24 protein-coding genes and 1 pseudogene are annotated in these 25478 nt (G+C 66.8%); 11 read left to right on the top strand and 14 right to left on the bottom strand.

What is annotated here, in order from left to right:
* Positions 1 to 2 precede the first annotated feature (2 nt).
* On the bottom strand, positions 3 to 1490 hold the full coding sequence (locus LMQ14_RS04995) for a DUF4185 domain-containing protein (protein WP_420714613.1): 1488 nt from the start codon (positions 1488 to 1490) through the stop codon (positions 3 to 5).
* A 390-nt stretch (positions 1491 to 1880) separates the two neighbouring features.
* On the opposite strand from LMQ14_RS04995, the gene LMQ14_RS04990 reads away from it, so the two are divergent.
* The 5 genes from LMQ14_RS04990 to LMQ14_RS04970 all read left to right on the top strand — a co-directional run bounded on the left by LMQ14_RS04990 (position 1881) and on the right by LMQ14_RS04970 (position 7312).
* Complete coding sequence (locus tag LMQ14_RS04990) at positions 1881 to 2189, top strand: hypothetical protein (protein WP_267733710.1); 309 nt, start codon at positions 1881 to 1883, stop codon at positions 2187 to 2189.
* A gap of 198 nt (positions 2190 to 2387) precedes the next feature.
* Positions 2388 to 3806, top strand: a complete 1419-nt coding sequence (locus LMQ14_RS04985; protein WP_420714612.1) for an MFS transporter — start codon at positions 2388 to 2390, stop codon at positions 3804 to 3806.
* Positions 3807 to 4034: 228 nt separating this feature from the next.
* Entirely contained in the window at positions 4035 to 5273 is a 1239-nt protein-coding gene (locus tag LMQ14_RS04980) for an acetyl-CoA acetyltransferase (protein ID WP_267733709.1), read from the top strand.
* 1 nt (position 5274) lies between these two features.
* On the top strand, positions 5275 to 6789 hold the full coding sequence (locus LMQ14_RS04975; protein ID WP_267733708.1) for a carotenoid oxygenase family protein: 1515 nt from the start codon (positions 5275 to 5277) through the stop codon (positions 6787 to 6789).
* 37 nt (positions 6790 to 6826) lie between these two features.
* Positions 6827 to 7312 carry a VOC family protein gene (locus tag LMQ14_RS04970; protein ID WP_267733707.1) on the top strand — a complete coding sequence of 162 codons (486 nt, stop codon included), beginning with the start codon at positions 6827 to 6829 and terminating at the stop codon, positions 7310 to 7312.
* 3 nt (positions 7313 to 7315) lie between these two features.
* Here LMQ14_RS04970 and LMQ14_RS04965 read toward each other — a convergent pair whose 3' ends face one another.
* The 7 genes from LMQ14_RS04965 to LMQ14_RS04935 form a co-directional block, all read right to left on the bottom strand.
* Positions 7316 to 7750: a hypothetical protein gene (locus LMQ14_RS04965; RefSeq protein ID WP_267733706.1), complete on the bottom strand. Its 435-nt coding sequence runs from the start codon at positions 7748 to 7750 to the stop codon at positions 7316 to 7318.
* 75 nt (positions 7751 to 7825) lie between these two features.
* Positions 7826 to 8599 carry a VOC family protein gene (locus LMQ14_RS04960; RefSeq protein WP_267733705.1) on the bottom strand — a complete coding sequence of 258 codons (774 nt, stop codon included), beginning with the start codon at positions 8597 to 8599 and terminating at the stop codon, positions 7826 to 7828.
* A gap of 71 nt (positions 8600 to 8670) precedes the next feature.
* Complete coding sequence (locus LMQ14_RS04955; protein WP_420714611.1) at positions 8671 to 9915, bottom strand: class I SAM-dependent methyltransferase; 1245 nt, start codon at positions 9913 to 9915, stop codon at positions 8671 to 8673.
* A complete protein-coding gene (locus LMQ14_RS04950) occupies positions 9896 to 10369 on the bottom strand; it encodes an SRPBCC family protein (protein ID WP_267733703.1) in 474 nt (157 codons plus the stop codon). The genes LMQ14_RS04955 and LMQ14_RS04950 overlap by 20 nt, the downstream gene beginning before the upstream one ends.
* 4 nt (positions 10370 to 10373) lie before the next feature.
* Positions 10374 to 10562, bottom strand: coding sequence for an antitoxin (locus LMQ14_RS04945; protein WP_085221917.1), 189 nt, complete (start codon positions 10560 to 10562; stop codon positions 10374 to 10376).
* A 103-nt stretch (positions 10563 to 10665) separates the two neighbouring features.
* On the bottom strand, positions 10666 to 13065 hold the full coding sequence (locus tag LMQ14_RS04940) for a cation-translocating P-type ATPase (protein ID WP_267733702.1): 2400 nt from the start codon (positions 13063 to 13065) through the stop codon (positions 10666 to 10668).
* Positions 13062 to 14642 (bottom strand): serine hydrolase, encoded by a 1581-nt coding sequence (locus LMQ14_RS04935; protein WP_267733701.1) that lies wholly within the window; start codon positions 14640 to 14642, stop codon positions 13062 to 13064. Before LMQ14_RS04935 ends, LMQ14_RS04940 begins: the two co-directional genes overlap by 4 nt.
* Before the next feature lie 44 nt (positions 14643 to 14686).
* On the opposite strand from LMQ14_RS04935, the gene mug reads away from it, so the two are divergent.
* Positions 14687 to 15226: a G/U mismatch-specific DNA glycosylase gene (gene mug / locus LMQ14_RS04930; protein ID WP_267733700.1), complete on the top strand. Its 540-nt coding sequence runs from the start codon at positions 14687 to 14689 to the stop codon at positions 15224 to 15226.
* On the opposite strand, the gene LMQ14_RS04925 is transcribed toward mug, so the two are convergent.
* Positions 15204 to 16322, bottom strand: a complete 1119-nt coding sequence (locus LMQ14_RS04925; RefSeq protein ID WP_267733699.1) for an MBL fold metallo-hydrolase — start codon at positions 16320 to 16322, stop codon at positions 15204 to 15206. The genes mug and LMQ14_RS04925 overlap by 23 nt on opposite strands.
* Positions 16323 to 16327: 5 nt before the next feature.
* A complete protein-coding gene (locus tag LMQ14_RS04920) occupies positions 16328 to 17059 on the bottom strand; it encodes an enoyl-CoA hydratase (protein ID WP_267733698.1) in 732 nt (243 codons plus the stop codon).
* 27 nt (positions 17060 to 17086) lie between these two features.
* Here LMQ14_RS04920 and LMQ14_RS04915 point away from each other — a divergent pair, with 27 nt between their 5' ends.
* Positions 17087 to 18559, top strand: coding sequence for an acetyl-coenzyme A carboxylase carboxyl transferase subunits beta/alpha (locus LMQ14_RS04915; protein ID WP_267733697.1), 1473 nt, complete (start codon positions 17087 to 17089; stop codon positions 18557 to 18559).
* 5 nt (positions 18560 to 18564) lie between these two features.
* Here the strand turns inward: LMQ14_RS04915 and LMQ14_RS04910 are convergent, their stop codons facing one another.
* Positions 18565 to 19554 carry an ABC transporter ATP-binding protein gene (locus tag LMQ14_RS04910; RefSeq protein ID WP_420714610.1) on the bottom strand — a complete coding sequence of 330 codons (990 nt, stop codon included), beginning with the start codon at positions 19552 to 19554 and terminating at the stop codon, positions 18565 to 18567.
* Positions 19555 to 19953: 399 nt separating this feature from the next.
* Between LMQ14_RS04910 and prrA the strand changes: the two genes are divergently transcribed.
* Together prrA and LMQ14_RS04900 are read left to right on the top strand one after the other, a co-directional pair.
* Positions 19954 to 20664, top strand: a complete 711-nt coding sequence (gene prrA, locus LMQ14_RS04905) for a two-component system response regulator PrrA (RefSeq protein WP_267735351.1) — start codon at positions 19954 to 19956, stop codon at positions 20662 to 20664.
* Between the two features lie 23 nt (positions 20665 to 20687).
* On the top strand, positions 20688 to 22028 hold the full coding sequence (locus LMQ14_RS04900) for a sensor histidine kinase (protein WP_267733696.1): 1341 nt from the start codon (positions 20688 to 20690) through the stop codon (positions 22026 to 22028).
* A 10-nt stretch (positions 22029 to 22038) separates the two neighbouring features.
* Here the strand turns inward: LMQ14_RS04900 and LMQ14_RS04895 are convergent, their stop codons facing one another.
* The 3 genes and pseudogenes from LMQ14_RS04895 to LMQ14_RS04890 form a co-directional block, all read right to left on the bottom strand.
* Positions 22039 to 22473, bottom strand: a complete 435-nt coding sequence (locus tag LMQ14_RS04895; RefSeq protein ID WP_267733695.1) for a hypothetical protein — start codon at positions 22471 to 22473, stop codon at positions 22039 to 22041.
* Between the two features lie 14 nt (positions 22474 to 22487).
* A pseudogene (locus LMQ14_RS28140) lies at positions 22488 to 22568 on the bottom strand (hypothetical protein); the annotation flags it as partial.
* 12 nt (positions 22569 to 22580) lie between these two features.
* On the bottom strand, positions 22581 to 23540 hold the full coding sequence (locus tag LMQ14_RS04890) for an OmpA family protein (protein ID WP_267733694.1): 960 nt from the start codon (positions 23538 to 23540) through the stop codon (positions 22581 to 22583).
* A 109-nt stretch (positions 23541 to 23649) separates the two neighbouring features.
* Here LMQ14_RS04890 and LMQ14_RS04885 point away from each other — a divergent pair, with 109 nt between their 5' ends.
* Both LMQ14_RS04885 and LMQ14_RS04880 read left to right on the top strand, forming a co-directional pair.
* The gene (locus LMQ14_RS04885) at positions 23650 to 23907 is read left to right on the top strand and encodes a DUF2630 family protein (RefSeq protein WP_267733693.1); all 258 of its coding nucleotides are present in this window, start codon (positions 23650 to 23652) and stop codon (positions 23905 to 23907) included.
* Between the two features lie 2 nt (positions 23908 to 23909).
* Positions 23910 to 25472, top strand: coding sequence for a phytoene desaturase family protein (locus LMQ14_RS04880; protein WP_267733692.1), 1563 nt, complete (start codon positions 23910 to 23912; stop codon positions 25470 to 25472).
* Positions 25473 to 25478 lie beyond the last annotated feature (6 nt).

The following is a 25478-nucleotide window of genomic DNA, read 5'->3' as shown; positions in this document are numbered from 1 at the left end:
GGCTACGGCAGCACCGTGTGCATCAACATCACGTCGTACGCCGACCACAGCGACAGGTTGAAGTACAGGTCCCGACCCGACGACCAGGGGTGGATCATCGGCGCGTAGATGCCGCCGGGCATCTGGAATGACGACACCAGCGGTTGCTCCCCACTCCACGGCCCCTCCGGCGTCGGCGCGGTCCGCGCCACCACGTCGTTGCTGCCGCCGTTGGTGTACAGCACCAGGTATTGCTTCAGGTAGCTGTTGTATTGGGCCGACATCTCGCCCACGGGGCCGGGCCACAGTGGCGTCGCCGCACCCGGGTTCGCCGGGACCCAGTGCCCACCGTTATCGCCATTCCAATATTGGTACTTGGACAGGTCCGGCAAGTTGTTCGGGGGAACGCGCGACAGGAAGGCCGCGCCGCCACGTCCCGACGGCGTCCCGAAGTTGTAGATGTAGCCGTCTTGCCCCTTCATGAACGCACCCATTTGAAAGTTCTCGTTGCCGGGGGTGAACCCGGCGCCGGGCACGGCATCCGCCGAGGCCGTACGGATGGAGCCGGGGAAGATCCCCCAGTTCTGGCCGTTGTCGTTCGACCTCGCGATGGCCGAATAGTTCGTCGACCATTCGCCGTCGTGACCCCAGTGGCGGATCGACATGTAACTCATGTACTGCGTGCGGCCCAGCGACATGGCCGACGTCGGAATGATGCCCGTTTCGTGGCTCGCCTTGTGGATGGTGTTGACGACCTGCTTGGACAGGCCGTTGCTCCACACCGGGGAGCCGGAGTAGTTGTTGTTGGGCACACCGTCGGCGATGTGGATTCCCTGCGAGAGATCATGGTCGTTACTGCGGAACAGCACGTTGTACCGCCATTGCTGACCGCGGACCTTGCAGTAGCCGAAGGTGTCGCCGAAGGCCATCAAGGCCTGACGGTTGGCGGCATCGCCGTTGTCCCAGACGATTCCGAGATCGGTACCGGAAATACCGAACCGTTGCAGGGTCTTGTTCGGGCCGTTCGGCCCCGTCACCCAGTCGACCAGCGACGTCGGCGCCCCCGCGATCTGGGCGGGCGGTGCCGCCGCGTCCGGCGCGGGCTGCGGCGCCGGCTGCGGAGCCGGTGCCGGAGCCGCGTTCGGCCGCAGCGGCGTGGCGTTCGGTGACTGCGGCAGTCCAGGCGCGGGCGGAGTCGGCGCCGGCGGTGGCACCACCCCCGCCTGCGGAACCATCGGCGCCGAGTATCGCTGGCCGCCACCGGTAGTCGGCTTGATCAACGAAGCGATCAGCGGACCCAACTTGGGCAGCGGCGCCTGGTCATTGGTATGAGAGGGCCTTCGCCCGGTCGGCGGTTGGACGACCGGCTGCGGCGCGGGCATCGCCGGCTGTCCAGGCGGTGGCTCGATGTTGGCGTCGGGCGCACCACACGGAGTGGCGTTTGCTGACGGCGCGGGTCCAGCCGCAACGATGTACGCGATAGCGGCCACCGGCACCAGCGCTAGCGACATGGTCCGAAGAATCCCCGACAAAGTCATACCTTTCCAGGAGCGAGACGCCACATTGACGTACGCAGTTGGCTCATGTGACGATAGTGATCCAAGGGGCTCGTGTGACTAGCGATCAGCTAATAGGTATGTATCCGTGACCGCGTCGAAACCCTGCTTTCAAGCCATTCCCAGGCGAATTTGCTAGAGGCGTTCCACGGTGCCCGTGCTCACTCCCCCGGGCCGCCGTCGCGCCAACGCACCTCGAAGCGCTCATGAACAGTGCGTGGAATGCGCATCGTCCCGTTGTTCGCGCTGCTCCCGGTGCTAATATCTGTCCTGCTTGATCCGTATAGCGGATTCATTTGAGCCGACTTGCGGATACCGATTCTGCCCGGGAGTAAAGGCTCTGACATGACGACTTCGGTCATCCGGCTGATCGCCCTCATGCCCGCCGCCGGCGTCACCATCGCGGCGGCGCTATGGATCGGCCAGAACTCCGGCGGCATCGCGACCGCGACACCCACCACCACGACCTCGACCGACTCGACCACAACAACGACCACGACGACGACAACGGAGCTGGCTCCCCCCGAGCCGCCACCGCTACCGTCGACGGGGCCTGCCCTGCCGTCGTCGGGGCCCGCGCTGCCTTCCTCGGCACCCCAGGTCCCGCTGCCACCCTCCGGTCCCCCGGCTTTGCCGCCTCGGCCGGGACGCTAGAACTGCCGGCTCCCGGCATACCGAAACCCAGTGCGGCGCCGCGAATCCTGGGCCGCGGGGGCAAACGCCACGGACAACCCGCGTTGCCACGTCAGGGAGGGTACGCTCCCATCCGCAGCACGCCCATCATCCCCGCGAGCCGCAACAACGCGGCCCGGACTCCCGAGTAGGTGGGCGGTCCGCCAAGGAGGGCGAGCGGTGAGTGTGAGTAATGGGTTGCAGCCCAAACGATTCGGAGCCGGACGCGCATACCTCAACCGAGTAGTCGCGGCCTCCATGGCCGGCACCGTCGTCGAGTGGTACGAATTCTTCCTCTACGGCACCGCGGCCACACTGGTGTTCGGCAAAGTCTTCTTCGCCAAGGGCGGCAACGACCTCGACGCCATTTTCGCCGCTTTCGTGACCTATGCCGTCGGCTTCGCCGCACGTCCTTTGGGCGGAATCGTCTTCGGCCAGCTCGGGGATCGGCATGGACGCAAGAAGCTGCTACAGCTGAGCCTGCTGCTGGTGGGCGTCTCGACCTTCCTGATGGGTTGTCTGCCGACCTTCGCTCAGATCGGATACTGGGCCCCGGCGCTGCTGGTGACGCTGCGGTTCGTCCAGGGCTTCGCCGTGGGCGGTGAGTGGGGCGGCGCGGTTCTGCTGGTGGCCGAGCACAGCCCGAACGCCAGCCGCGGGTTCTGGGCGAGTTGGCCGCAGGCCGGTGTGCCGGGTGGGAACATGCTGGCCACGGCGGTGCTGCTGGTTCTCACCTCGACGCTGTCGGACGCGGAGTTCCTCAGCTGGGGCTGGCGCGTTGCCTTCTGGTTGTCCGCGATCGTCGTCCTGATCGGCTATTACATCCGCACCAAGGTCACCGATGCCCCGATCTTCCTCGAAGCGCAGCGACAGGCAGAGCGCAACAAATCAGCTCGGGCCGGCGTCCTGGAAGTGATAAAGCGTTACCCGCGTGGCGTTTTCACCGCTATGGGATTACGGGTCGGCGAGAACATCATGTACTACCTGGTGGTCACGTTCTCGATCACCTATCTCAAGGTGCAGGTGCACGCGAATACCAAAACCATCTTGTGGTGGCTGTTGGCCGCGCACGCCGCGCATTTCGCGGTCATTCCCTTTTTCGGGCATCTCAGCGACCGATTCGGTAGGCGCCCAGTCTATTTCGCCGGTGCCATCGCGACCGGCACCTGGGGCTTCTTCGCCTTCCCGATGATGAACAGCGGACGCAACGCGATCATCATGTCCGCGGTCGTCATCGGCCTGGTGTTTCACGGAGTGATGTACGCGGTTCAGCCGTCCGCCATGGCCGAGATGTTTCCGACCCGGATGCGGTATTCGGGCGTGTCGCTCGGGTACCAGGTCACATCGATCGTGGCCGGGTCGCTCGCGCCGATCATCGCCGTTCGACTGCTCGCGACCTACAAGTCGGCGGTGCCCATCGCCTGGTACCTGGCGGGCGCCGCCGCGGTCAGCGCCGTCGCCGCCATCGCTGCCCGCGAGACGAAGGGCATCGACCTGGCCGAGGTTGACCTCGCCGACTCGCAATATGCGGGGTCGGACCGGTCCGCGAGGCCCCCGGATGGACCCGAACCGACCGAACTTGTCGGCGGATCCGTCTAGGCACGATGCACCCCTGAACAGGGGAAACCCTCGTTTGCGCAGCTCAGGGCGGTTCCGGCGGCTCGCGGCCCACACTGTTTGCCATGTTTGCCAGCGGCCGGGGATGGTAATGCCCCAACAGGGTGTGCGCGTCGGCCGGCCTACGCGCCCATCTAGGTCCCGTCGGTTCAGCCCGAGAGCCGACGGGTCCGCTATTTCCGGGGTCATCCAGGAGTACCGTGCGCTGGTATGGACGGCTCGACAAACGTGTGGATTCTCGGCGGTTACCAGAGCGATTTCGCTCGCAATCTCACTAAGGAGAACCGCGACTTCGCGGCGTTGACCGGCGAGGTAGTCGACGGCACCCTCGCCGCCGCCAAGGTGGACACCGCGGACATCGGAGTGGTCCACGTCGCGAATGCCTTCGGCGAGATGTTCGCCAGCCAGGGCCACCTCGGCGCCATGCCGGCGACGGTGTGTGACGGGCTCTGGGATACCCCGGCGTCCCGGCACGAGGCCGCCTGCGCATCCGGTAGTGTCGCGACGCTGTCGGCGATCGCCGATCTGCGCTCCGGTGCCTACGACACCGCCCTGGTGATCGGGATCGAGTTGGAGAAACCCGTGCCCGGTGACATCGCCGCCGTGTATCTGGGCGCCGCCGCGTGGACCGGACACGAGGGCGCCGACGCGAAGTATCTCTGGCCATCGATGTTCGCGCAGGTGGCCGACGAGTACGACCGGCGCTACGGCTTGGACGACACCCATCTGCGGGCCATCGCGCACCTCAACTTCACCAACGCGCGGCGCAACCCCAACGCCCAAACCCGGGGCTGGACCGTCCCCGACCCGATCACGGCTGACGACAAGACCAACCCGATCACCGAAGGCCGGCTGCGACGGTACGACTGCAGCCAAATGACCGACGGCGGTGCGGGTTTGGTCCTGGTGAACGACGCTTACCTGCGCGACCATCCCGATGCGCGCCCGATCGGCCGCATCGACGGCTGGGGCCATCGCACCGTCGGGCTGGGTCTGCAGCAGAAACTGGACCGGGCCGCCTCTCAAAACAACGGGGACCCCTACGTGCTCCCCCACGTGCGGTCCGCGGTGCTCGACGCCCTGCGCCGGGCACAGGTGGCCCTCGACGACATCGACGGGTTCGAGGTGCACGACTGCTTCACGCCCAGCGAATACCTGGCCATCGACCACATCGGGCTGACCGGTCCGGGCGAATCGTGGAAGGCCATCGAAAACGGGGAGATCGAGATCGGTGGCCGGCTCCCGATCAACCCCAGCGGCGGGCTGATCGGCGGTGGACACCCGGTCGGTGCCTCCGGCGTACGGATGCTGCTCGACGCGGCCAAACAGGTCAGCGGCGGGGCCGGTGACTATCAGGTCGAGGGTGCAAAGACCTTCGGGACGCTGAACTTCGGCGGCAGTACCGCCACCACGGTCAGTTTCGTCGTGGGCACGACCAAGGGCGCATGACATGGATGTTGAGATCGTCGGCAAGTTCCTGTCGACCCTGCCCGAAGACGACGACCACCCCTACCGGATCGGCCCGTGGCGACCGCAGACCACCGAGTGGGACGCCAACGACCTGGTCGCGGTGGAGGGCGAAATCCCCGGCGACCTCGACGGCGTCTATCTGCGCAACACCGAGAACCCGCTGCATCCGGCGTTGAAGACCTATCACCCGTTCGACGGCGACGGCATGGTGCACGTGGTCGGCTTCCGCGATGGAAAGGCGTTCTACCGCAATCGGTTTATTCGCACCGACGGCTTTTTGGCAGAGAACGACGCCGGCGAGCCGCTGTGGCCGGGCCTGGCCGAACCGGTGCAGTTGGCCCAGCGCGACGAGGGCTGGGGGGCGCGGACGAAGATGAAGGACGCGTCGAGCACCGACGTCATCGTGCACCGCGGCATCGCACTGACCAGCTTCTACCAGTGCGGCGATCTGTACCGGATCGACCCGTATTCGGCCAACACCCTCGGCAAGGAGAGCTGGAACGGGCGCTTCCCCCTGGATTGGGGTGTGTCCGCGCATCCAAAGGTCGACAACAAGACCGGAGAACTGCTGTTCTTCAACTACAGCAAGCAGGATCCGTACATGCGCTACGGCGTCGTCGACGACGACAACGAGCTGGCCCACTACGTCGACATCCCGCTGCCCGGCCCGCGTCTCCCGCACGACATGGCGTTCACCGAAAACTACGCCATCCTCAACGATTTCCCGTTGTTCTGGAATCCGCGACTGCTCGAACACGACGTGCACCTGCCGCGCTTCTACCCCGACATTCCGTCGCGCTTCGCGGTGATCCCGCGCCGCGGATCGACCGCTGATATCAAGTGGTTCGAAGCGGACCCCACGTTTGTGCTGCACTTCACCAACGCCTACGAGGACGGCGACGAGATCGTGCTGGACGGCTTCTTCGAGGGCGATCCTCAACCGCTGGACACCGGAGGAACCAAGTGGGAGAAGCTGTTTCGCTTCCTCGCGCTGGACCGCCTGCAGGCCCGGCTGCACCGGTGGCGCTTCAACCTGGTCACGGGTGCGGTGAAAGAGGAGCAATTGTCGGACTCGATCACCGAGTTCGGAACGATCAACCCCGACTACGCGGGCGGCACCTACCGCTACGCCTACGCCGCGACCGGGAAGCCGGGCTGGTTCCTGTTCGACGGACTGGTCAAACATGACCTGCATACCGGGGGCCAGGAGGGTTTCTCGTTCGGCGACGGCGTCTACGGCAGCGAGACGGCGATGGCGCCGCGCGTGGGTGCCGCTGGTGAAGACGACGGTTACCTGGTCACTCTCACCACCGACATGAACACCGACGCCTCGTATTGCCTGGTGTTCGATGCTGCCCGGGTCGCCGACGGGCCGGTGTGCAAACTGCAACTGCCGGAACGTATTTCGAGCGGCACGCATTCGACCTGGGCGCCCGGTGCGCAATTGCGGCGCTGGGACACCGCCGAGTCGGCCGCCGCCGCCGTGGGCCTGTGAACCCCGCGACTCGCCGACACGTCATCATAGGGTGGCAATGAACTCCGAAAAGCCCCGCCGGACCACGCACTGGCCCATGCAGCTGGCCCCGATCGGCGCCATCCGCTTTGCTCGCCGGTCGTCGAACTTCGAAGCGACCGTGCGGTTTTACCGTGACCTGGTGGGGCTGCCGCTGTTCGAGACGTTCGAGGCCAGCTACGGCAGCAACGGCGCGATCTTCGGTCTGCCCAGCTGGAACCTGACGATGGAGATCGTGGAGGCCCCCGACGGCGATGTCACGGTCGACCATCACGAGCAGCTGTGCCTGTACTTTCCGGACGAGCAGTCTCAGCGGGCCGCGATCACGCGCCTGCAGCAGGCAGGGGCCGAAGAGGTGCAGCAGCACCCGTACTGGGCAGCAACGGGCGCGGTCACCTATCGCGATCCAGACGGTCGCGAGGTCGTGTTCGCGCCCTTTGTGTTCGGAGTCAACGAGCCCGGCCATAGCTCCATGTCGGGCAAACACGAGTTCCCGACGAGCTGAGTCTCAGCGGCCGGCGCGACCGGTGACGAGGGCGGCGATCAGCGACACAACCGAGCACGCGACCGCGGCGACCGCGGCGACCCCACCGACATAGAGTCCGTATTCCGCGGACACCGGCGGGTTGACGTTGAGTTTGTAGTACCACGCCACGAGCGCCACGATGAGCAGCGAAATCACCAGCGCCGCAATCGAAGCAATCCGCACCGACAGGCCGCGAGCCACCATCGCCCCGGCCACCAGCAACGCCGAGGACAGCAACACGATCAGCTGGCCCGCGCCGAATCCCGACGGAAGCTGCAGGCTGCCGTGTTTACCCCCGATCGCGCTGGCCCAACCGCCGCCACCGACCGACGTCGTCAGCCACGGCAACCAGGCGCTGGCCGAAACGACCAGGGCAAACAAGGCCACCAGCCAACCGGGACGCAGGCGGCGGGTCATGGGTGCGACCTTAATAGGGCGCCGGACCCGCCGCCCGCTCGCCACGCGCAGCGTGCGCCGATGCGACCCGCTGCGTCACTCCTGCAGGGAGGACAAGTTGAAGACGACTCCGGTGGGGTCGGTGGCCGCGGCCAGCCGGCCGTATGGCGTGTCCTCGGCTCCCCGCAGCACGGCTCCGCCGTTCTCGGCGATCACCTGCAGCGTTTTGTCGACATCTTCGGCGCCGAAGAAGATGGACCACTGCGATGGCACGCCCTCGGGCAGAAAGGTGGCGCCGTCCATTACGCCGAGTAATTGCTGATCGCCGAACCATACTGTGGTGTAACGGAATTCGTCGCTGTCACCGACCTGCTCGGTGCGCCAGCCGAAAACCTCGCGATAGAAGTCCAGGGCCGCACGGTAATCGCGGCTGGTCAGTTGATGCCAGACTGCTGAGCCGGCCTCGCCGATCACCTCAAAACCGCGGTGCTCCAGCGGCTGCCAGAAGCCAACTAATCCTCCGGACGGGTCGGTGGCCAGGCCCATGTACCCCTTGGCTGGTATCTCCATCGGTTCCACGCACACCGCGCCACCTGCGGCGGTCGCCGCGGCGGCCGTCGCGTTGATATCGGCGGTGTGGAAGTACGTCGTCCAATTGTCCGGCGATCCGAACTCCGGCTGGTTGGCCATCATGCCGGCGACGCGGTGGCCACCCTTGGCGACGTTGATGTAGCCGCCGTAGTCGGGTCCGGCGGACTCGAACGTCCAGCCGAAGACCGTGCCGTAGAAGTCCTGGGCGCGGTCGAGGTCCGATGTCGTCAAATCGATCCAGCAGGGTGCGCCCAGCGGGGCGCCGTCTCGGATGGGCACGGTGTTCTCCTGTCAGTGTCCTGGCCCCATGCGCGGGGCTCACACACATCGACTGGTGCCGATCCGAAAACTCATCGCCGCACGGCGGGTTTGACGGCGAGGATCTGATCCACGCCCATCCGGCCTTCCTCGAAGGCCAGCATGCCGCCGGCCAGATATAGCCGCCACACCCGGGCGACTTCTTCGCCCAGCATCGCCACGAATTCGTCGAAGTGCTCGTCCAGCGTCGCGATCCAGCATTGCGCGGTGCGGGCGTAGTGCTCGCGCATGGCCTCGACGGATGCGACCTCGAAATCCCCGTCCTGCACGTAGCGCACCGTCTGCCAGAGCGGTCGCATGTGCATGTCCGCAGCGATGTAGGCCTCGATGAACGCTCCCCCGCCCGGCGCCGCGTCGGCCCGTCGCGACATCTGCTGCAGCAACAGCTTGCCGCCGGGTCGCAGCGCGCGGCCAAGGATCCGTAGATAAGCCGGATACCACTGCTCGCCGACGTGTTCGCCCATCTCGATCGAGCCGACGGCATCGAATGCACCCGCCGAACCCGGGTCGTTGCCGAAGTCGCGGTAATCCTGCAACCGAACCTCAACGCCGTCGGCCAGACGGCGCTCGGCAGCGCGGTCTTCGATGAACTCGCGCTGCTGGGCCGACAGCGTGATACCGGTCGCGCGCACGCCGTAGCGCTGCACCGCGTACAGGATCAGCGATCCCCAGCCACATCCCACGTCCAGCAGCCGCATGCCCGGTTCGAGTCCGAGCTTGCGGCAGATCAGATCCAGCTTCGCGGTCTGAGCGTCGTGCAGCGATTGGTCTTCATCGGTGAAATACGCCGACGAGTAAGCCATGTGGTCATCCAGCAGCAGCCGATAGAAGTCGTTGGACAGGTCGTAGTGATGGGCGATCACCGCCCGGTCGCGTCGCCGGCTGTGCAGCCGCCCGGACAGCCGCGCCTCGCTGGCCGGAATTTTCGGCGGCGGTCCCAGCGCCCCGAGCCGCACCGCGCGCAGCGCCGCCGCCATCTGACCGCGGCGCGAGATCGAGACGGCCGGACGCGAACGGGTCAGCCGCCAGGCCCGCCGCAGGCCATCGGCCAGGTCGCCCTCGACGTCGATATCGCCGGTCACGTAGGCGCGTGCCAAGCCGAGTTCGCCTGGGCACCAAAGCAATCGGCGCAACGCGCGACGGGAACGAACCACCAGGATCGGGCCGTCGGCGGGGCCGGCTTCGCTGGAATCCCAGGCACGCAGCCGAACCGGCAGTTCGACACCGGCGGTGGCGCGAAGCAGGTCTGCCAGACGGTCAGCGGCGGGCGCCACCATGTCCGTTGCGGCCGGGGTCGGGAGCGGTGAACACGGTGACGAATCTTTCCAGGGATTCGTTGATGTCGCTTCTCAGCGCGGCGGCCACGATCATGCCGATCGGGCCGAACAGCGCGGGACCACCAAGGTGCACGTCGAAGCTGACGACCGATCCGTCGTCCTTCGGCTTGACCTTCGCGATCAGCTTCACCTTGACCCCGCCGACTCCGTCTCCGTTGAGCGTCATGGCTTCCGGCGGCTTGTAGTGCACGATCGTCCACTTGATCCGGTTGAGCATGCCCTTGACCTCGACGATCGATTCGATGACCGTGCCCTTCTGCAGGTCGTCGGGCAGCTTGCTGCGCCACACCCGGTGGATGCTCAGCCAGTCCTTGAAACGGGACAGATCGGAGGCGTGCGTCCAGGCCCGCTCTGGCGACAGGGGTACGTCGATGGATCCGGAAAGTTTCGCCATGCGCTCAGTTCTGCTGGTCGCCGGGGCCCTGGGCGTCGATCGCCTTCTTGGCCTCTTCCTGCACCTTGTGGATGGTGTCGGAGTACTTGCCCTGGGTCTTGTCGTCGACGAACTCGCCGGCCTTGTCGATCGCGGTCTCGACCTTGTCGGCGTTCTGCGCCAACAGGTCCTTTGCCTTGTCCAGGAATCCCATGCGCTGTCCCTTCCCCGCGGATCCCCGGGGCCGCCGGAGATCCTTCTTTGCTGGTAGAACCCTACTGGCCGGAATCCGGATTATCCGCACCGCCCTCGTCGGCTTAGTCAGTCTGGGGCGCCCGCCACAACCGCGGCTCGATCCCGAGCATCCGGGCCCGGATCCACCACGTCGCCTCGATCGCGGCGGCGCCCAGCACCCCGATCCCCAGCGCGGTAGACGTCAGGGTCAGATCCGACGGATCGAGCAGAAATTTCTCCTGCGCCAGCGGGATGCTGAAGATCGCGACATAAGCCAGCCCGCACGCGGCGACCAGCGCGACCCGCCACCATTGGTACGGACGCGCCACCACCGCCAGCACCCAGAGCGCGGTCACCAGCAGCGTGATCAGTGCGGCCGTCGACGCCTGGTCCTGTTCGGTGAAGGTGGCATGGCGGCCCTTGTAGGCGATCAGATAGGAAACGAAAGTCGCGGTGCCGACGATCAATCCGGACGGCAGCGCCGACGTCAGCACACGCCGGACGAAGCCGGGATAGGCGCGCTCATTGTTAGGGGCCAGCGACAGGACGAACGACGGAATGCCGATGGTGAACCACGCGGCGATGGTGACGTGGATCGGCTGAAACGGGTAGAGCAACGGGTCCGCCTTGAGCGGCTTGGCCAACAGGCATTCGATACCGACGAACAGCGCCAGCAGTACCGAGTACACCGTTTTCGTCAGGAACAAGTTGGCGACCCGCTCGATGTTGCCGATCACCCGCCGGCCTTCCCCGACGACGTAGGGGAGCGTCGCGAACTTATTGTCCAGCAACACAATCTGTGCCACCGCCCGCGACGCCGGGCTGCCGGCGCCCATCGCCACCCCGATGTCGGCGTCCTTGAGGGCGAGCACGTCGTTGACGCCGTCGCCGGTCATCGCCACGGTGTGCCCGTGCGCTTGCAGCGCGTGCACGATGGCCCGTTTCTGATCGGGCCGCACCCGACCGAAGGTGGTGTAGCTATCTAGCGTGTCGGCCAATTCGCCGGGCTCCGTTGGTAGTTGGCGGGCATCCATCGCCTCGCCGGGCAGCCCGAGCTTGGCCGCCACAGCGCCGACCGATACCGCGTTGTCGCCGGAGATCACCTTCACCGAAACATCCTGGGCGGCAAAGTACTCCACTGTTTCGCGGGCGTCCGGGCGTACCTTCTGCTCCAGCACCACCAGCGCGACCGGCGTGACCTGGCCCGGCGCGTTCGGGTGATCCACGGCGACATCGGCGGCGCCGAGCAGCAGTACCCGCAACCCCTGTGCACCGATCCGTTCGGCCTGTGCGGCGGCCGTCGAAGCCGGGTCGAGCAGCACGTCGGGCGCGCCGATCACCCAGTTGCCGTGGTCGGCGTAGGACACGCCGCTCCATTTGGTAGCCGACTTGAAAGGTGCTGTGGCCGTGACGATCCAGCCGGGAGGCTGGTCGAAGGCTTCGGCGATCGCCTGGATGCTGGCATTGGGACGCGGATCGGCCGCGGCCAGCGCGGCCAGTGCATCCGCGACGGCCGCCGACTGCCCGGCCGCGAGTTCGGCGACATCGGAAACCCGCATACCGCTTTCGGTCAGGGTGCCCGTCTTGTCGGCGCACACCACGTCGACGCGGGCCAAACCCTCGATCGCGGGCAACTCCTGCACCAGGCAACGGCGCTGTCCGAGCCTGATGACGCCGACCGCGAACGCGATCGAGGTCATCAGCACCAATCCCTCGGGCACCATCGGCACCAGCGCACCGACCGTCCGCAGCACCGCCTGCCGCCAGCCGGCATGCGTGGTGAACATCTGCGTATAGATCGTCAGCAGGCCGGCCGGCACCAACAGGTAGGTGATGAACTGCAAAATCCGGTTAATCCCATTACGCAGTTCGGATTTCACCAGCGTGAACTTGCTGGCCTCGTCGGCGAGCCTGGCGGCGTAGGCCGCCGGGCCGACCTTGGTGGCGCGATAGGCACCGGTGCCGGCGACGACGAAACTCCCCGACATGACCGCGTCACCCGCATCCTTGGCGATCGGGTCCGCCTCCCCGGTCAGCAGCGATTCGTCGACCTCGAGGTTGTCTTCCTCGAGGATCTCGCCGTCGACGACAATCTGATCGCCGGGCCCGAGCTCGATAACGTCGTCAATCACCACCTCGCTGGGCAGCAGTGTCGCGGTCCCGGATTGCCGGCGCACCAGTGGTTTTGCCTGCCCCACGATCGCCAGCTTGTCCAGCGTCTGCTTGGCCCGAATCTCCTGAACCATCCCGATGACGCTGTTGGCGATGATCAGCAGGCCGAATAGCCCGTTGATGACCGAGCCGGTCGCGAGGACGATCGCCAGCAGCACGCCGAGGATCGCATTGATTCGGGTGAAAACGTTGGCGCGAACGATATCCGCGGTGCTGCGGGCGGCACGTGCCGGAACCGCATTGCTGTTACCGTCCGCCACCCGCTGCGCCACCTCGGCGTCGGTCAAGCCTGAGGTGGCAGCAAGGTTCATCGGGTGAACGATCCCAGTTTGTCGGTGTCATAGTACTCGAGATTCAGTGTGTTCCCGGCGAACACAGCTTTGGAAACCGTTCCGGGCGGGGCATTCTCGTCGGTTATCGAGAAGGTGAAGGCGTCGCCGTCCCAGTGCGTGAGCCCGAACGTCTGATTCTTCGGCCCCAGTGCGAGCTGGAGTTGCCCGTTATTTTGGGTCACGACGGCCGGACCCCAGTAGTCGTTGGCGTAGACGCCGAGGTAGTCGGTGAGCGGTCGGGCCGGCGCGGCGTGGGCGGGGGCCTGCTTGCCGACCAGCGAGCCCTCGGCGTTGTTCATCCAACCGAGTGCGTGGTTGTACAGGGCCGGCCAATCCTCGCGAATTTGGCCGTACTGCACCAGATCCATGAATTGCGCGTTCAGGGCTTCCGGAATCCCGTACGGCGCGCCGTTGGTCAGCGCGATGATGCCGACATCCGCCGAGGGCATCACGACGAAGTTGGTCGCCGCGCCCGACGAGAAGCCGCCGGAGTGGCTGTACTCGGTGCGCCCCGACGAGCTCACCGAGGCGTTGAAACCGTGACCGTAGTTGCCGGCCCGGGCTTTTGGCGATGACGCGGGCATCGAAACGACCTGCGGGGTGATCGCGGGCAGCAGGGCTTCGGGCGAGGTGATCCGCTGGCCGTTGTAGGTTCCGTTGGCCATCACCATCGTCAGCCAGCGGGCCATGTCGTTGATCGACGAACTCACCCCGCCCGCGGGTGTCTGCGCATCGGGGTCACGCTGGAAGCGCGGCTCCCACTTGTCGCCGACCTTGACGTGCAGCACCGCATGGTTGGGCCTGGCCAGATAATCGGCGTACTTCGAACTCGTCGACGCCATACCCAGTGGGCGGTAGAGCACCTCGTCGGACAGGTCCTCCCAGGACTTACCCGCGGCGGCCGCCACTGCCTCGGCGGCCGCGGTCAAGCCAAAGTTGGTGTAGGCGTAGCTACTTCGAAAAGGGGCGAGCGGCAAGTACTTCAGCCGCTCCAGCACTTGCCGGCGGTCATAGCCGAGATCCTCCAGCTTGTCGCCGGCGTGATCGGGCAGCCCGGAGCGGTGCGAGTACAGGTCTGCGACGGTCAGGTGGCCGGTGACGTAGGGATCCGACAGCGCAAACCACGGCAGCTTGGCTACCACCGGCGTGTCCCAGGTGACGGCATTGGTGGTCACTGCGTGTGCCACCACGGTCGCGCCCACCGATTTGGACACCGATGCCAGCTGGAAGACGGTGTCCGCGTCGACCTTGTTGTCTTGGCCGCTGCTCTTGGTCGCATCCTTCACGCCGAACCCCTTGGCGTACACGGTTTTTCCGCCGCGGACAACGGCCACCGACACGCCGGGGACGCCGGTGCTGCGCATCAGGTCCTCGACCAGGCCGTCGACCTTCGAGATGGCGGCGTCGATGCGGCCGGAGGGAATGTCCAGACCCGACACCTCGTTGGGCGGCGCGTCAGACAATGTAGCGAGCGGACTCGATATGGGATGGCCAGAGCCACATCCGACCAACGCCAGCAACATCACGACAGCGGCGAGGGCCGCGCGTTTCGTCATGCCCGCAGACTTTAGCGTGCTTGCGTGATGGGAGTATCGGCATGATGCATTATGAATCGGACATCCTTGCCGCGGGTCTCGATATCGTCTTCTGTGGCATGAACCCGGCAACGACTGCTGCGATCGACGGCCATAACTTCTCGAATCGCAGCAACCGTTTTTGGTCCGTATTGCAGCTGGCCGGATTCACCGATACGCGATTGCGGCCGGAGGACGAGCGCCGATTGCTCGACTACGGCTGTGGCATCACCGCGGTCGTCAGTCGACCGACCCGGCGGGCCAGCGAAGTCTCAACGGAAGAGTTCCGCCGCGCCCGACCCGAGTTCGAAGCGAAGATGCGACGCTACGCGCCGCGCTCGATCGGCTTCCTCGGGAAACGTGCCCTGGCCGCAATGACCGGCGTACCGAAAATCGACTGGGGTCCGTATGCCCCGGGGTTCGCCGACACCACGGCATGGGTGCTGCCCAACCCAAGCGGCCTCAACAGAGGATTCACGCTGGACGATCTCGCTCGCGCCTACACCGAACTGCGTTGTGCGCTAGGAGATTCCGGGCGCAAATCTACAACCGCCACCACGGGTTGAATCTCAGCGGCGCCGAAGGATCGAGACGTTGACCGGGCGCGGGAACCGCCACCGTGACTTCGGCGGCTTCCGCGGCCGCCAGCATCCGCTCGACCGGCTCGGCCCACGGGTGCGGTGCCAGCCGGAAAGTGCCCCAGTGGATCGGCACCAACAGCCCGGACCCGCCGGCCGTGAGATCGAGGTGGGCCCGGACCGCCTCCTCGGGATTCATGTGAATGTCGGGCCACCCCGGGTTATAGGCGCCGATCGGCAGCAAGGTCAGGTCGAAGGGTCCGTGCTCGGAGCCGATCTCCGCGAAGCTCTTCGTGTATCCGGTATCGCCACCGAAATAGGCGCGGTGACTGGGACCGACGATTCCCCACGACGCCCACAGCGTGGTGTTGCGGTCCAGGAAGCGGCCCGAGAAATGCCGTGCGGGCAGGCCAATCAGGGTCAGTTCGTCGACGTGACCGCTTTCATTCCAGTCGAGTTCGACAATGCGATGCCCGGGTATGCCCCACGCGCGCAGGTGCGCACCCACGCCGAGCGGGACGAAGAACGGCGCCCGCTGGGTGCGGGCCAGCGCGACGACGGTGTCGATGTCGAGGTGGTCGTAGTGGTCATGGCTGATCACCACCGCGTCGAGGGCGGGCAGCGCTTCGAGCTCCACCGGGGGCGGATGCAGACGCTCCGGTCCGATCACGTCCGACGGCGAGCAGCGGTGGCTCCAGACCGGATCGGTGAGCACCCGGTAGCCGTCGATCTCCAGCAGGGCGGTGGAGTGGCCCAGCCAGCTGACGGCCAATCGGCCGGGGGCGGCATCGAACGCGCCGGGCGCACCCAGCGGGATCGGCGCCGTCGGCCGGCTGCGGCCGCGTCCCCCCACGAGCTCCCAGGCGATCAGCGCGTACTGCTCGCGGTCCAAGTTGGCATTCGAGGCTGGTTCGAGGTTGACGAAGACGCCGTCGGAAAAATTCGGCGAACGCTGCGCCACATCGCGGATCGACGACGGGTCGGCGCCCAGCGCGGCCGGTGCCCCATGCAGCGCGCGCAGTACCCACCCGCCGGCGACGAGCGTGACCGTCCCGGCGGCTAGGCGAAGCGCTGCGGGCACCATGACCGTCAGGCGCCCTGGAACCTCGGCGGCCGCTTCTCGACGCGGGCGACTTGCGCTTCGATGACGTCCTGGCTGCCCCAGGCCTTGTCGAACAGGTCCTTGTGCACGGGCCAGGCCTCCTCGATCGAACCGTCGTCGTTGAGTACCCGCTTGGCGTGCTGAATCGCCAGCGGCGCCAGCCCGCTGATCTCGGCGCCCCAGGCCTGGGCATCTTCCAGCGTCCCGATCCGGTTGGCCATTCCCGTCTGCAGTGCCGTCTCGGAGGTCAATTTCTCGGCCGTCAGCAGCATCGCCCGGGCCCGGCCGTGTCCGACCAGCGACGACAGTCGCCGGATGCTCCAGTTATCGAGGGCGAGGCCGTATTTCGACGTCGGAAATTGAAAGAACGCGTCCGGTGCGACGACCCGCAGGTCGCATTGCATGGCCAGCTGCAGGCCCGCGCCGATGGCCGGACCGTTGATCGCGCCGATCACCGGGATCGGAGCGGCATCCAGCGCCTTGTGCAGCTCGATGAGCCGGTCCGGGTAGTCGGCGGCAAACGCGTCGCCGCTCAGGTCCGCACCGGCGCAGAACACCGTGCCCTGGCCGGTCAGCACGATGGCGCGGGTGGTCCCGTCACCGGCCTTCAACACGGCCTCCCGTAGCTCGTCGACGAGCTGCGAGTTCAGCGCGTTGCGGCGCTCGGGGCGCTGCAATTCGATGGTCATTACGGCTTCGACCTGCGTGATACCGATCATGAGCGCCAGCCTATATAGCCTGGCCGCGTGAGTCGCATCACGACCGAACAACTGCAGGATGCGGTGCTGGACGAAGGCTCCTTCGTGAGCTGGGACAGCGATCCGCTGGAGATACCGATCAGCGAGGCCTACGCGGCCGAACTCGCCGCCGCCCGGGCCGCCACCGGCCTCGACGAAGCGGTGCTCACCGGTGAGGGGCGAATACACGGGCGCCGGGTGGCGGTCGTGGTCTGCGAGTTCAGCTTCCTCGGCGGGTCGATCGGGGTGGCGGCGGCCGAGCGGATCACCACCGCCGTGCAGCGCGCCACCGCCGAGCGGCTGCCGCTGCTGGCCTCGCCGAGCTCCGGCGGCACCCGCATGCAAGAGGGCACGGTCGCGTTTCTGCAGATGGTGAAGATCGCCGCGGCCGTCAGACTGCACAAGCGGGCACATCTGCCCTACCTCGTCTACCTGCGCAACCCGACCACCGGCGGGGTGTTCGCGTCGTGGGGCTCGCTGGGGCACATCACCGTCGCCGAGCCGGGCGCGCTGATCGGGTTCCTCGGGCCGCGGGTGTACGAGCAGCTCTACGGCGAACCGTTCCCGGCGGGCATCCAGACCGCGGAGAACCTGCAACGGCACGGCGTGATCGACGGCGTCGTCGCCATCGACGAGCTGCGCCGGACGGTGGATCGCGCGCTGACGGTCATCGCCGACCCTCCCGAGCCGCTGCCCGCCGCGGCGCCGGCCAAATCGATACCCGATGTGCCGGCCTGGGATTCGGTGATCGCATCCCGACGGCCGGACCGGCCGGGTGTCGGCCATCTGCTGCGCCACGGCGCCACCGAACCGGTGCTGCTGTCCGGTACCGGCAGCGGGGAGGCGGCGACGACCCTGTTGGCGCTGGCCCGATTCGCCGGCCAGCCCACGGTGGTGCTCGGCCAGCAGCGCCTTACCGGCGGGCTCGTCGGGCCCGCGTCGTTGCGGGAAGCCCGCCGCGGCATGGCGCTGGCCGCCGAGCTGCGGCTCCCGCTGGTGCTGGTGATCGACACCGCCGGCCCGGCGCTGTCGGCCGAAGCCGAGCAGGGCGGGCTGGCCGGCCAGATCGCCCAATGCGTGGCCGAGCTGGTGACGCTGGACACCCCGACGGTGTCGGTGCTGCTGGGCCAGGGCAGCGGCGGGCCGGCACTGGCGATGGTGCCCGCCGACCGGGTACTGGCCGCGCTACACGGCTGGCTGGCCCCGCTGCCACCCGAGGGTGCCAGCGCGATCGTCTTTCGCGATACCGCGCACGCCCCGGAACTTGCTGAGGCCCAAGGCATTCGGTCGGCAGACCTGCTGCGTTCCGGGATCGTCGACGCCATCGTGCCCGAGCATCCCGACGCCGCCGACGAGCCGATCGAGTTCTCTCAGCGACTGTCCGGCGCGATTGCCGCAGAAGTGCATGCGCTGCGCGACATACCCGGCGACGAGCGTATCGCCGAACGACTGCGCCGCTATCGCGGCATCGGATTGCCGTGAGGCAGTTACGCGTAACGGCCGTGCGACGGCAGCTGGCGCACGTCGATGACGTCGTTGCCAAGCCCGTGATGAACCATCAACAGTTGGCGGTATCGCGGCACCCGAGCGAAAAGCTCCGCATGCCTGCCAACGTGGGTGATGGTCGGGCCGGACTCGGCCTCTTCCAGTAGAGCCACCCGGTCCGCGAGCAGCACCGTAGAGATGCGGCGCGCGACGACGATGCCGGTGACATCCTTGAGTGCCGCCCGCAGCGCCGCGGTGATCTCGGTCTCGGTGTGGGCGTCGCGCCTGGACAGGGCGTCGTCGACCACCAGCAACTTCGGCGTCGCGACGATCGCCCGGGCCAGGCACAGCCGCTGACGCTGCCCGCCGGAGAGCCGGATGCCCTGCTCGCCGATGCGGGTATCGATCCCAAACGGCAGATCGTGAACGAACCCCGCCGCCGCGCTGTCGATCGCCGCGGACAATTCCGCGTCGGTGGCATCCGGCCGGCCCATCCGTAGATTCTCGGCCACCGACATCGAAAACATCGTCGGGTCCTCGAATGCGGTACCTACCGCGCAACGCAACGACGGCAGCGACACCTCCCGGATGTCCTGGCCGTCCAGCAATATCCGCCCCTCCGACGGGTCGTAGATCCGGGAAAGCAGCGCTGTCAGAAGGGATTTCCCGGTGCCCATGGCGCCGACGAGGGCCAGCGTCTCGCCGGCTTCGACGACCAGCGTGACATGGCGGAGCAACCATTCGTCGCCCGCTACCGGATCGGGCACCCGAAACCCCACATTGTCCAGTTCGAGGCGCCCGGCCCGGGCGGGTGCGGGGCTGGGCCCGTCGGTGATATCGCAGGGCGCATCGAAGATTTCGGCGATCCGGTTCGACGCCGTCGTCGCCTGCTTCGTCAGCAGCAAGCTCCTCGAGGCGACCCGCCAGACCAGCGACGGCGTCATCATGATGAAGGCGGCCACAACGAAAGTCGCGACGGCGATGGCCAGCATGATCGAAATGCCAACCGTGGCAACTAGACTGGCGATCGCCACTACCACGATGACGATCGGAATCAGGTAGCGAAGCGGCTGCTTCAGGGCCGACGCTGGACCCTTAAGGTTGGGCGCAACGGCGATCGCAGAAGTTGACCGAAGAGCAGGCCTACCCGGCGGGCCCATGGCCTCAGTCACAGCGATTCCGTCTGTAGAAGGTCCGTTACGGCCAGTGGCACCGAAATCCAAGGCCCGCAACAACAAAGTTGACCAAGACACCCAATGTCATGGCCTGCCACCTGGATTCGATCATGACACGGCGTTATCGGTCGCCAGTCGCGGCAGAGACTCGAATACGTAACCATTTAGGCACCGGGCTACTCCCCGATGACCCGTCTAAGGCAACAATCCGGCAAGATGGGCGGCATGGACTCTGGTGTCAGCTCGCCTCGCGTCTTGGTCGTCGACGACGACGCCGATGTGCTTGCCTCGCTGGAGCGCGGCCTGCGGCTTTCCGGATTCGAAGTTTCCACCGCCGTCGACGGGGCCGAGGCCCTGCGCAGCGCCACCGAGACCCGCCCGGACGCGATTGTGTTGGACATCAACATGCCCGTGCTGGACGGCGTCAGCGTGGTCACCGCGCTGCGCGCGATGGACAACGACGTCCCGGTCTGCGTGCTCTCCGCCCGCAGCTCGGTCGACGACCGCGTCGCGGGCCTGGAGGCGGGTGCCGACGACTACCTCGTGAAACCGTTCGTGCTGGCCGAGCTCGTCGCGCGGGTCAAGGCGCTGCTGCGCCGCCGGGGTTCCGTCGCGTCGTCCTCGTCGGAAACCATCACGGTGGGACCGCTGGAAGTGGACATTCCCGGCCGGCGGGCTCGGGTCAACGGCGTCGACGTCGATCTGACCAAGCGCGAGTTCGACCTGCTGGCGGTGCTGGCCGAGCATAAGACGGCCGTGCTGTCCCGTGCGCAGCTGTTGGAATTGGTGTGGGGCTATGACTTCGCCGCCGACACCAACGTCGTCGACGTCTTCATCGGGTACCTGCGCCGCAAGCTGGAGGCGAACGGCGGTCCCCGGTTGCTGCACACCGTCCGCGGGGTGGGGTTCGTCCTGCGGATGCAATAACGATGCGATAGGTAGCACCAGCGATGAAATTCCTGTCGCGGATCTTGGCCCGCACGCCCTCGCTGCGGACCAGGGTGGTGCTCGCGACAGCCATCGGTGCCGCGATTCCGGTGCTGATCGTCGGTGCCGTCGTATGGGTCGGGATCACCAACGACCGCAAGGAGCGACTGGACCGCCGGCTCGACGAGGCCGCCGGCTTCGCGATCCCGTTCCTGCCGCGCGGTCTGGACGAGATCCCGCGCTCACCCAACGACCGCGACGCGATCATGACGATCCGGCGCGGCAGCCGGGTGAAGTCGAATTCCGATGTCACGCTGCCCCGGTCCGACGTCGATTACACCGACACCTACATCAACGGCGTGCGGTATCGGGTGCGCACGGTTGAGATCCCGGGGCCGGAGCCAACCTCGCTGGCGGTCGGCGCGACATATGACGCCACCCTGGCCGAGACCAACAACCTGCACCGCCGGGTGCTGCTCATCTGTGGGTTCGCCATCTTCGCGTCGACGGTGTTCGCGTGGCTGCTGGCCTCTTTCGCGGTGCGCCCATTCAAACAGCTTGCGCAGCAAACCCGATTGATCGATGCGGGTGACGAGGCGCCACGGGTCGAAGTGCATGGCGCCACCGAGGCCGTCGAGATCGCCGAGGCCATGCGCGGCATGCTGCAACGCATCTGGAACGAGCAGAACCGCACCAAGGAGGCGCTCTCCTCGGCCCGCGATTTCGCTGCCGTGTCCTCGCATGAACTGCGCACACCCCTGACCGCGATGCACACCAACCTCGAGGTGCTCTCGACCCTCGATCTGCCCGATGACCAGCGCAAAGAGGTGATCAACGACGTCATCCGGACGCAGGCCCGGATCGAGGCGACGCTGAGCGCGCTGGAGCGGTTGGCCCAGGGCGAGCTGTCCACCTCCGACGATCACGTGCCGGTCGACATCACCGAACTTCTGGATCGCGCCGCCCACGACGCGACGCGGGTCTATCCCGACCTCGATGTATCGCTGGTGCCGTCGCCCACCTGCATCATCGTCGGGATGCCGGCGGGTTTGCGCCTCGCGGTCGACAACGCGATCGCCAACGCCGTCAAACACGGCGGCGCCACCCGGGTCCAGCTGTCGGCGGTCAGCTCGCGCGCCGGGGTGGACATCGCCGTCGACGACAACGGCAGTGGCGTGCCCGAAGGCGAGCGCCACGTGGTGTTCGAGCGGTTCTCCCGCGGGTCGACGGCCTCGCACTCCGGGTCGGGTCTGGGGCTGGCCCTGGTGGCCCAGCAAGCCCATCTGCACGGCGGGACGGCTTCGCTGCACGACAGCCCGCTGGGCGGCGCGCGACTGCTGCTGCGCCTGCCCGCGCCGAGTTAATGCATTGGGGTCATTTCCCGGAGTTGTTGTGCCACGGCGTGAATCCGGCCCGTAAAGCGGATTGCTCGTCGTTGAACCACACCTGGGCAACCGTCGAGTCGTAGCCGGGGTTGTCGGGGGTGTAGTAAAGCCGGGTATCGATGCGCGCCCTGACCAACCATCCCGCCGGTCCACGGCCATCGGGGCCGGGTTGCGCGGAGCCGGGCCCGTAGGGCGCGGGCGGCGGCACCGAAATCTTCGTCGTCCGCGATTCGCTATTCGCCGGGATCTTCGTCGTCGGCGGTTCGGTCACAATCCTCGTCGTCGGAGGATCGGGTATCACCGGGTGATCGACCGGGACCTCAAGCGGCACTTCATGTTTGATAGCCCGGACCAGGAGCGCTAGCGTCAACACCAGCCCCATCGTGAACGACAAGGCGATCAGCCACCAGTGCACGTGATTCATCGGCGGATACCGATGAGCGCGGCGATCACCCAGGCAACTGCCGATCCCGCCACAAAGGCCAGCAGGTACCACAACCACTGGATCACGAAATCCATGTCGGATCCTCCTCAGCCAACCACGATTTCGACGCGACGATTCTTGGCGCGACCATCGGCGGTGTCATTGCTGGCGACCGGGTTGATCGAACCGAGACCCCTGACGGTCAGATGATCACTAGTAACACCTTGGGCGACAAGAAAATTCGTCACCGTTTGAGCGCGGTTGTTGCTCAGCGGGATGTTCACCGCCTCGGTACCGGAATTGTCGGTGTAGCCGTTGATCGTCGCGTGCGCGTTCGGGCACGCCTTCAGCTTGTCCGCGACCTGGGCCAGAATCTGAACGTCGGCCGGGGTCAGGCTGAATCCGTCGTTGCCGAACGTAATCGGCCCGCCGGTCACGGCATTGACGGCCGACTGCAGATCGCCGCATTGGCCCGCAGGCGCGGGCGGTGGTGGCGGCGTCGAGCCGTCAACCGCAAGCTGGTCGACGACAGTCAGATTCGACCAGGTGCGCGCGGCGTCGGCGTCGATCGTGTTCTTCTGATCTTGTGACGCGGCCGTTCCGGTCAGGGTGATCGTGCCTGCATTGACCGTGAGATTGAAGTCGGTAATCGACGCGCTGTTCTTGAAAATTGGTCCGGCATTGGAGAAATCGAGCCCGTCGACATTCGGGTTGATAACGATTTGGTCGATGATGTCGACGCCGGCAGGCAGTGCGCCTTTCAGCACCTTCGTCAGCACGGCTTTCGCGGAATCGTCGGGAAACTCGCCGGTGAGAGTTACGTTGTTGCCGTTGCGGGCAATTGACAGCGGCGCCAAGGACAATGGCGGCTTGCCGGGCTTGCTCGACGATGCCACGACCGGCGCCGTGCCGGCCCCGGTCCGTGCGAACACACCATGGCCGATTGCGGCTATCAGTAGCGGAATAACCACCAAACCGATCAGCCAGGGCCAGCCCAGCGAGCGCGGGAAGGAGATGCGGGCCCGCCGCGCGTCAGGCGCTAGGCCGACACGCGCCCGTGGGCCCACGATATTTCCCCTCCTCGATGCGCGTGCCGCGACGCCTCCGTCCCGCGGGCAATATTGCAGCCTACCGACTCGCCCCTGCGCCACCGCTCGCGTCGGGCACACTGGAGCGATGGGCAGTAAACCGACCGACAGCGAAACCCTGGCGCACATTCGCAATCTTGTTGCCGAGGAGAAAGACCTGCGGGCACAGCTTCAGCACCACGACATCAGCGAGTCCGAGGAGCACGAACGGCTCCGCCGGGTCGAGGTAGAACTCGACCAGTGCTGGGACCTGCTGCGTCAGCGCCGCGCGCTGCGCGAAACCGGTGGTGATCCGCGCGAGGCCGCGGTGCGTCCCGGCGACCAGGTCGAGGGCTACCTGGGCTAGCCATGTCCCTCGGTGACACGCCGGATTGTGACGTAGTCGTCGTGGGTGGGGGCCACAACGGCCTGGTGGCAGCGGGCTACCTGGCTCGAGCCGGGCTTCGGGTGCGGTTGCTGGAGCGACTGGGGCACATCGGTGGGGCCGCGGTTTCGGCGCAGGCGTTCGACGGCGTCGAGGTCCGGCTGTCGCGGTACTCGTATCTGGTCAGCTTGCTGCCACCACGCATCGTCACGGACTTGGGCGCCGAAGTGCGGTTGGCGCGGCGGCAATTTTCGTCCTACACGCCCCAACCCGCGACGGGCGGGCGCAGTGGGCTGCTGGTCGGATCGCAGGATTCGTTCCGGGCGGTCGGCGCCGCCGACGACGAGCGCGGCTTCGCCGAGTTCTACCGGCGCTGCGGCCTGGTGACCGAACGGCTCTGGCCGACGCTGCTCGAACCGCTGCGCACCCGCGAGCAGGCGCGCCGCCACGTCACCGACGCCGGCGATCCGCAGGCCGCCGCGGCGTGGCGGGCGATCGTCGACGAACCGATCGGGCGCGCGATCGCCGACGCGGTGCGCGACGACCTGGTCCGCGGCGTGATCGCCACCGACGCGCTGATCGGCACGTTCGCTCGTCTCGACGATGCGTCGCTGCGGCAAAACATCTGCTTCCTGTATCACGTGCTCGGCGGTGACTGGGACGTCCCAATCGGCGGGATGGGCTCGGTGACCGCGGCCCTGGCCGCCGCCGCTGTCCGTCACGGTGCCGAAATCGTCACTGGTGCAGAGGTTTACGGCATGGAGCCGGACGGTGAGGTGCGCTACCGCCGGGACGGCGAAGAGCGCCGGGTTCACGGTCGGTTCATTCTGGCCGGGGTCACCCCGACGGTGTTGGCCGAGCTGCTCGGTGAGGCGCCGGCGCCGATCGCACCGGGGGCACAGGTGAAGGTGAACATGGTGCTGCGGCGCCTGCCCCGGTTGCGCGACGACAGCGTTACCCCCGAACAGGCGTTCGCCGGCACGTTTCACGTCAATGAGACATGGAGCCAACTGGATACGGCCTACGCACGCGCCGCCGCCGGGGAGCTACCGGATCCGTTGCCGTGCGAGGTGTACTGCCATTCGCTGGCCGACCCCAGCATCCTGTCGCCCGCGCTACGCGACTCGGGTGCTCAGACGATGACGGCGTTCGGCTTGCACACACCCCACTCTTTGCTCGAAGGCGACTCCCCCGTCTCCCGCGACCAGCTGACCGCGTCGGTACTGGAGTCGCTGAATTCGGTTCTCGCCGAACCGATTCAGGACGTGGTCATGAGCGACGCGCAGGGCCGGCCATGCATCGAGACGACGACCACCCAGGACCTGCAGCGCACCCTGGCGATGACAGCGGGCAACATCTTCCACGGCGCACTGTCCTGGCCGTTCGCGGATGACGACGAGGGGCTCGACACCCCCGCCGGTCAATGGGGAGTGGCGACTGCCCACGCACGAATCATGTTGTGCGGCTCAGGTGCTCGCCGCGGTGGCGCGGTGTCGGGCATCGGCGGCCACAACGCCGCAATGGCGGTCCTGGCCTCGCTCGGCTAGGGCCCG

The sequence above is a fragment of the Mycobacterium sp. Aquia_213 genome, from assembly GCF_026625985.1.
Taxonomy (GTDB): domain Bacteria; phylum Actinomycetota; class Actinomycetes; order Mycobacteriales; family Mycobacteriaceae; genus Mycobacterium.
Note: the sequence above shows the minus strand (reverse complement) of the source record. Positions and strands in the feature narration are given on the sequence as shown.